General features: G+C 45.0%; 4 protein-coding genes. 2 read left to right on the top strand and 2 right to left on the bottom strand.

The features are described 5' to 3' along the window. Positions 1 to 40 precede the first annotated feature (40 nt). A complete protein-coding gene (locus QUA20_RS23470) occupies positions 41 to 1,534 on the top strand; it encodes an NAD(P)/FAD-dependent oxidoreductase (RefSeq protein WP_333191578.1) in 1,494 nt (497 codons plus the stop codon). Between the two features lie 191 nt (positions 1,535 to 1,725). Here the strand turns inward: QUA20_RS23470 and QUA20_RS23475 are convergent, their stop codons facing one another. Both QUA20_RS23475 and QUA20_RS23480 read right to left on the bottom strand, forming a co-directional pair. Beyond that, positions 1,726 to 3,015 (bottom strand): FAD/NAD(P)-binding protein, encoded by a 1,290-nt coding sequence (locus QUA20_RS23475; RefSeq protein ID WP_445304702.1) that lies wholly within the window; start codon positions 3,013 to 3,015, stop codon positions 1,726 to 1,728. Between the two features lie 338 nt (positions 3,016 to 3,353). Then, positions 3,354 to 3,569 carry a hypothetical protein gene (locus tag QUA20_RS23480; RefSeq protein WP_333191580.1) on the bottom strand — a complete coding sequence of 72 codons (216 nt, stop codon included), beginning with the start codon at positions 3,567 to 3,569 and terminating at the stop codon, positions 3,354 to 3,356. Positions 3,570 to 4,001: 432 nt separating this feature from the next. Between QUA20_RS23480 and QUA20_RS23485 the strand changes: the two genes are divergently transcribed. After that, positions 4,002 to 8,063 (top strand): serine/threonine-protein kinase PknK, encoded by a 4,062-nt coding sequence (locus QUA20_RS23485; RefSeq protein ID WP_333191582.1) that lies wholly within the window; start codon positions 4,002 to 4,004, stop codon positions 8,061 to 8,063. Positions 8,064 to 8,130 lie beyond the last annotated feature (67 nt).

Here is an 8,130-nt window from a genome sequence, read left to right on the forward strand (position 1 = left end):
ATCTAAAATCTAAAATCTAAAATCTAAAATCTAAAATCGATTGACTTCTTTATTTATGCTTGACTATGATTTAGTGATTATTGGTGGGACTCCGGCCGGACGCTATGCTGCTTTGACTGCAACTAATTTCCCGGCCCGCGTTGCTTTGGTGGAACCGCTAAGTAATTCGCAAGATTTGCCGACAGGGGGGAAAGAGTCGATCGACCTTGGTTTGAGATACAGCCAAACTTTGAGGGAGGCTGCTCGTTTTGCCCAGCAGATCAGCCGCCAGCAGTTAGGGGTTCGCTGGGAAGTCGCTAATTCCTCCATGCCGAGCGAATTGCGGTTTGACGGGGTTCTAAAGTGGGCAGAGGGTGTTGTTTCTAACTTGTCAGAAATTGATTCTCTCGGCGTTTTAGCTGCTCGCGGAGTCGATGTTATTTTTGGCAGCGGCGAGTTTGTTGCGAAACCGGATTTGGCTTTTGTTGTGGGCGGGCGTTCATTGCGATCGCTCTGTTATTTGCTAGCTTGTCCAACTCTGCCGGCGATTCCCAATATTGAAGGACTTTCCTCGGCTGGCTTTTTTACTTCGGAAACTGTCGGGGAATTAGCAAAACTTTCACAATTGCCTAAAAGTTTGGCTGTAATCGGCGCAGATCCCAGCGGTGTCGAAGTGGCTCAGACTTTTGCTCGGCTGGGAGTTGCTGTCACTTTGGTGGTGAAAAGTTCGCACATTTTGGCTAAAGAAGACCGGGAGGCTGCTGGTTTGGTGCAAGCTGGAATGGAAGCTGAAGGAGTGCGGATTCTCACTGCTACTGAGGTTACTCAAGCTAGGGTGATTGAGGGTAAAAAGTGGATTCAAGCTGGGCCAAGGGCGATCGAAGCTGAGGAGATTTTTCTGGCCGCCGGTAGAGGGCACAATTTTTCATCGTTAAATCTCGAAGCGGCTAAGGTTAAATTCAGCGCTCGCGGGGTGATTTTAAATGAAAAGCTGCAAACAACTAATCGCCGCATTTATGCGATCGGCGATGTTGCTGGGGGTTATCCGTTCCCTCACATCGCTAATTACGAAGCTGCGGTTGCTGTGAAAAATGCTTTGTTTTTGCCCCTGTTTCAAATAGATTATCGCGGGATTCCTTGGGCGATTTTTTCCGATCCGCAGTTGGCGAGGGTTGGCTTGACTGAAGCCCAAGCAAGGCGCCGTTTTGGAGACGATCTCATTGTTTGTCGGGAATATTTCAAGAATGTTGAAAGAGCTCAAATGTCCGGGGATACAACGGGTTTTTGTAAGATTGTCGGGCGTCGCAACGGGGAGATTTTGGGAGCGAGTATTGTGGGGCCGCAAGCTGCTGAGTTGATTCACGCGATCGCTTTGGCTGTGCGTCACGGGATGAAGGTTGAGGCGATCGCCCAACTTCCTTATATTTGGTCGAGTTTTTCGGCAATTAACGGTCAAACTGCTGCTCTTTGGGAGTCGCAGCGCTTGGGTAGCAATACTTTTTCGCGCAATTTATGGGAGAATCTGTTTCACTGGCGCAGGTATTGGAATAAGTAAAGAAATCCAATGTTTGTAGTAGGAATTTGTGAAATTGCTATGATTACCCGCGAGTTAAAAAGTAACTTGCTAATAAGCTCGCTCAGCATTTAAGTTGTGTGTCAATAAATAATCAAACCATGAGTGGCTCATTGATCCGACGCCAGAAATATGCAATTTAAATGTACAACAGCTTAACTAATAACCGATCGCTACTCACTGATAACTAATGATTGCTGACTAATTATTGCTGGCGAGAGTGCAATGCTGGATTTGACGATCGCCGGTACAATGCGATCGCACGCCATTCTCGCCCCTGAAAGGTTTCTTGCGGCTGGCCCCACTTGCAGCGCGGCTAAACCACCAGTCAAAAATAATTCGCATCCGGGCCAACGCAGGTGTTTGTCTAAGACTGGCAAACCTTTAACTATTTCAAGGGGATGCGTTTCTAGCATTTCTTGGAACATGGGCTCGGCTGCAATGTCTAGTTTGGTGCCGGTTGCTAGCCAAATTCGATCGACAAATAACGTCTCCCCACCGCTGCAATCAACAGTCCATCTGTTATTTTCCCACCGAACGCCAACAACTTCGCACTGTTCGTGAAATGTCAGCTTTTGGCTGTGGCAGAGCCTCCGCAACTGTGTCATAATTTCCGGTGTCATCGAGCCACCGTTGCGGGCTTGTTGAATGGTTTCCCACCGCGAATGACAATCTGGTTCGGCGGCGAATCCTTTGAGGTATTTTGGTCCCAACCAACCGGGTTCGGCATCAAAGAGTTTTTCTTGGAAATAGCGCCTCGTCATTAACAGGACTTGGGCTCCTTTGGCAATTGCTCCTAGTGCTAAATGTCCGCTGGTTAGTCCGCCGCCGACAATTAATATTTGTTCTCCGTGCAATTGCAAAGTTCGCAAATCTACTTGATGGGAGTGGCGAATTCTTTCGGCGGGATGCTGTGTTTGAATTTGATTTACCCACGCTGGTAAATGCGGTTTTCCACTTCCGGCGGCGACGATTACTCGGCGGGCAATCGCACTTTTTCCGTCTTCAAACCACAGGCGGAAACGGCCGGATTTCGGCTGAATGCGGGTAACTTTTGCTTTGATAACTCGATCGCCCAATTGCCACCGTTTAATTGTGTCGCCACAAAATTCCTCAAATAACCGACTTCCGGGCAAATCGTAGGGGGGGAACAATTCGGAGGAGCGATTTTCGGCAAACCTCCGCAATTCATAAGGGTTGGGATCTGGATGGTGCACTGCGGGCGATCGCAAGTGCTCGATTTCTAAAGCTGCAAATTGCCTCCGCCACTGAGTCAGCCATTCGCCGCTCGGATCGAATGCTAAAAGTTTATCCCGGAGGCTCTTGCGTTTTTTCAATATGTGTGATGTCAGAGTCAGGGCATGGGGCCCAGCGCCGATTAAAGCTAAATCAATTTGGTGGGGCGTGGCTTCTGAGTTCGCTTGCATGAAAATTGCTAATTTGCGAATGATAACGATTCTCATTATAGGTGGCGCGAGCATCAAGTTTACGCCTTTCGAGAACAAGCAAGATTTCTGTTCCGCAAAAAGAGACAGGATGATACGCAAAAGCTCAGAAACCCTCTTGATGAGAGCTTTCTGCCCCTCCTGGACGCACTGCGACGCTCAGCAAGCGAGTTTTTTAGCTCACTGAAATGAAAAGCGCGATCGGAAAGCGTCGGGGCGATCGTCCGTTGGCCTAGCGATGCCTCAAGGAACGGTGTTCCGCCTGCTGCTGCAGTGACTAATTCCGGAATCAACAAATTTAGTTGGATATGTCAATCAGTAATTCATTTCCTGAAATTACTTGACAAGTAAAAAACTTAGCCGAATGGCGATCGCGGCGCTGCCTCAATTGCCAGATATCCCGACGATCGTTGACGAACTCTAATCTCTGCTTGCAGTGGGTGATTGACTTGGGCTAGTTTCATTGTCCGCTTCTGAACTTTGGCATTTAATAGCTGATTCACTTCTGAGAGTTTGGCAGCTTGTTGTGGCATCTGGTCAAATAATTCAGCTTGCGATCGGGCGACTCCCAAGCGATCCGCAATCTGGCGCAGAAACTCGATTTCCTCTGCTTCCCGCTTTAAATCCAGATCCGGTACAATTGTACGGATGACATTAAATTATGATGTAAACTAGAGATTAGATTTTATAGGCGATCGCAATCAAGTATCGGTTTCAAAAATACTCTTAAGTACCTGATTAGCCTCTTAAATTCCTCTTCAATCATCTGCTGTAGTTCAATCAGCATTAGTCTCATTCATTTTCTACTTAATCTTAACTAAAGTATCAACAGCTCTTACATAAAATCTTCCACTATTGTTTTAAACTCGCACTTTCATAAATTGATCCACAAAGTATATTAAGAAAAATGTACTTGACTGAATAGCACAGGAGAGCGAGCGAAAATAGTAGATAGTAACTCTAAGAAGCTTCAGGCTTGACAGAAGCAGTAGGAATACGTAGATATGACTAAGAGCGCAAAACTTTTCCTAGGGTATGACATTAACGAGCAAATATACGCAGGAAATCGAACTCTAGTTTATCGTGGCATTCGCTCGTCAAATGGGCAACCCGTCGCGATCAAACTACTGCGAAATAACTTTCCCAGCTTCAACGAACTGCTTCACTTCCGCAACCAATACGTAATTGCTAAAAACTTAAATATCCCCGGCACTGTCAAGGCATACAGCCTGGAGAGCTATCATAACCGCTATGCTCTGGTGATGGAAGACTTTGGCGGAATTTCCTTATGTAGCTACCTGGCTAATCTAGCATCCGCTAGCAACGAACCTCTAGAAGGCTTGCCCGTTAACGAGTTTTTTCCCATTGCGATTCAAATTGCCAACGCCCTGGACGGACTTCATCGCCACCGAGTCATCCATAAAGACCTCAAGCCCGCCAACATTCTAATTAACCCGGTCAGCAAAGAAGTCAAGCTGATTGATTTGAGCATCGCTTCCCTGCTGCCGCGCGAAACCCAAGAAATTCAAAATCCCAACGTCCTCGAAGGCACTTTACCTTACATATCTCCCGAACAAACTGGGCGAATGAACCGAGGCATTGATTACCGCACAGATTTCTACTCGCTAGGAGTAACATTCTACGAATTACTAACAGGAAAGTTACCCTTCCAAACGGATGACCCAATGGATTTGGTACACTGCCACCTCGCCAAACAGCCACTGGCAGCCTCAATAGTCAACCAGAGTGTTCCATTGGTACTGTCTGATATTGTCAGCAAACTGATGGCGAAGAATGCTGAAGGTCGCTATCAAAGCGCCCTAGGACTCAAGTACGACTTAGAAACTTGTTTGTGCCAGTGGCAAGAGACAGGGACACTGACTAACTTTGATTTAGGGCAGCGAGATTTGTGCGATCGCTTCATCATCCCAGAAAAATTATACGGTAGAGAAAGCGAAGTATTCTCCCTGCTATCGGCCTTTGAGCGCGTGAGTGCCGGCAGCACCGAAATGATGCTCGTTGTCGGTTTCTCCGGCATTGGCAAAACCGCTGTTGTCAACGAAGTTCAAAAACCAATTGTGAGGCAGCGAGGCTACTTCATCAAAGGCAAATTCGACCAATTTGGGCGCAGCCAGCCCTTCTCAGCTTTTGTACAAGCTTTTCGCGATTTAATAGGACAATTGCTCTCGGAAAGCGACGCTAAAGTAGAGCAGTGGAAGATTCAAATCCTGGCAGCATTGGGGGAGAATGCTCAGGTAATCGTTGAGGTAATTCCCGAACTAGAACGTATTATCGGACAGCAACCGCCAGTCCCAGAACTTTCTGGCAGTGCCGCGCAAAATCGCTTTAATTTGTTGTTTGAAAAATTCATTCAGCTATTCACCACAAAAGAACATCCTTTAGTAATTTTCTTGGACGATTTGCAATGGGCAGACTCAGCCTCATTGAAATTGATGCAACTGCTGATGAGCGACATTGATAACTGCTATCTATTTTTAATTGGAGCTTATCGAGATAACGAAGTGTTTCCAGCGCATCCATTGATGCTGACCTTAGCAGAGATTCAAAAAACTGAAGCAAAGGTGAATACTATTACCTTAGCTCCGCTCGCTAAAGCAGACGTAAATTGTTTAGTTGCCGATACTCTAGCTTGTTCTACAGCGTTGGCTCTGCCTTTGACAGAACTCGTTTATCAGAAAACGCAAGGCAATCCATTTTTTAGCACACAATTCCTCAAATCTTTGCATGAAGATGGGCTAATTAAATTTAATTTTGAAGAGCGGTATTGGCAGTGCGATATTGCCAGAGTGCGCACCTTGGCACTAACGGATGATGTAGTAGAATTCATGGCACTTCAGTTGCGAAAGTTGCCAACCCAGACCCAGGAAGTTTTAAAGTTAGCTGCTTGTATTGGCAATCAGTTCGATTTGGCGACGCTGGCAATTGTTAAGGAAAATTCGCCAGTAGAAACCGCAACAGCTTTATGGAAGGCACTACAAGACGGGCTAATTTTACCCATTACCGAAGTTTATAAGTTTTATCAAGCAGAGGGGAATAGCGAATCGGTAATCGGTAATGGTCAGGAATCTGACCAATTATCAATTACCCACGACCAATTACCCAAATATAAGTTTTTACACGATCGCGTCCAACAAGCAGCCTATTCTCTCATTCCTGAAGACCAAAAGCGCTCTACTCACTTAAAAATCGGTCAACGGCTGTTAAATAATACGCCAGAAGCCGATCGAGAAGAAAGAATCTTTGATATTGTCAACCACTTAAATGTGGGAGTTGAGCTAATTACCCAGGAGGCAGAACGGGAGCAATTAGCACGGTTGAATCTGGTTGCTGGAAAGAAAGCCAAAGCTGCTATTGCTTATTCTGCTGCGGTTGAATACTTCAAAATAGGTGGAGAATTACTGACAGCAAATAGCTGGCAAAATCAATATGAAATGACATTATCACTGTACTCAGAAGCAGCAGAAGCAGCTTTTTTGAACTGTAATATTGAAGGAATGCAGAGACTCATCGATCTAGTCCAAGATCGCGCTACCTCGCTGCTGGACAAAATTAAAGTGTATGAAGTCCAGATGCAAGCTTATATGGGGCAGAACCGACTCTTAGAAGCAGTTAATACGGGTCTACAAGTTCTAAAGCTTTTGGGGGTGGAGTTTCCCCAACAGCCAACTCCGTCAGACATTGGACAAGCACTCTCCGACACTGCGGCAATGGTGAAAGATTGGCGAATTGAGGATTTAATTGATCTGCCTCAAATGACCGATCCCTATAAATTAGCAGCCATGAGACTTTTATCAAGTATCTTTGCTCCTGCATTCATGGCTACGCCAGAACTGGTGCCTTTGGCGGTGTGCAAACAAATAGATTTATCCGTTCAATATGGTAATGCTTCGGTTTCTCCGTTTGCTTATGCCAATTATGGTCTTCTTCTTTGTGGAATTGTCGGAGATATTGATTCAGGTTATCAGTTTGGTCAATTGGCTTTAAGTCTATTGTCAAACTTAAATGCTCAAGAAATCAAAGCCAAGACAGTCATCATAGTAAATACATTAATCCGACATTGGAAAGAGCATCTGAGAGAATCCTTAGAGCCTTTGATGTCAGTCTACTCTATCGGAATGGAGACAGGAGATTTAGAATATGCAAGCTATGGTCTATTAGCGTCTTCCTATTTTGCTTACTTTAGTGGCAAAGAATTAGCTGTCCTTGAAAGAGAGATAGCAAGAAACAAAGATGCTATTCATAAAATTAAGCAAGAAACAGCGCTTAATTATCTAGAAATCTATTGGCAGATTACCTTAAATCTTCTCGAAAAAAGTGACAATCCCTGTGTTCTAAAGGGTGAAGTCTGGAATGAACAGGTAAAGTTGCCACTGTATCAGCAAGCAAACGACAAAATAGGAGTTGCCTACATATATTGTAACAAACTTTTACTTAGTTACTGGTTTGAAAATTACTCAGAAGCAATTGAGAATATCGCTATAGCCGAGAAGTATTTGGGCGCAGTGATATCATTGCCCCTTGTTCCTATACTCCATTTTTACGATTCTTTAGTACGCCTGGCAGTGTATGGCGATACTACACAATCCGAGCAACAGGGCATTCTCGACAGAGTAGGAGCTAATCAAGAAAAAATGCAAAAATGGGCGCATCATGCCCCAATGAATTATTTGCATAAATTCTATTTAGTGGAGGCAGAACGGCATCGGGTTTTAGATGAAAAAATCGCAGCGATGGAGATGTATGACAAAGCGATCGCCCTCGCCCAAGAAAACGAGTACATCAACGAAGAAGCAGTTGCTCACGAACTCGCTGCAAAATTCTACTTAGAATGGGGCAAGGAAAAACTGGCAAAACCATATTTAATTGATGCTTACTATGCTTACGCAAAGTGGGGAGCAAAAGCCAAGATTGACCATCTAGAACAGCGCTACCCCGAATTGCTTGCTGCTATCCTACAACCGAATCAAGTTCACCAGCATCCGAACGAAACAATTCACACCTCCACCAATGGAGCATCATCCATCTCTAGCACAAATAAGGAATGAAAATTTAATAACATTAGCGTCTGCTAAATAGTCGGAACTGCACGATAATTCCATTTTGGTAGATATT

This window comes from Microcoleus sp. Pol7_A1, from assembly GCF_036701085.1.
Taxonomy (GTDB): domain Bacteria; phylum Cyanobacteriota; class Cyanobacteriia; order Cyanobacteriales; family Microcoleaceae; genus Microcoleus; species Microcoleus asticus.

What these genes read in the sequence shown, in the direction of transcription:
- QUA20_RS23485 (WP_333191582.1), top strand. Translation starts at nt 4,002, where the DNA reads ATGACTAAGAGCGCAAAACTTTTCCTAGGGTATGACATTAACGAGCAA.
- QUA20_RS23475 (WP_445304702.1), bottom strand. Translation starts at nt 3,015, where the DNA reads ATGAGAATCGTTATCATTCGCAAATTAGCAATTTTCATGCAAGCGAAC.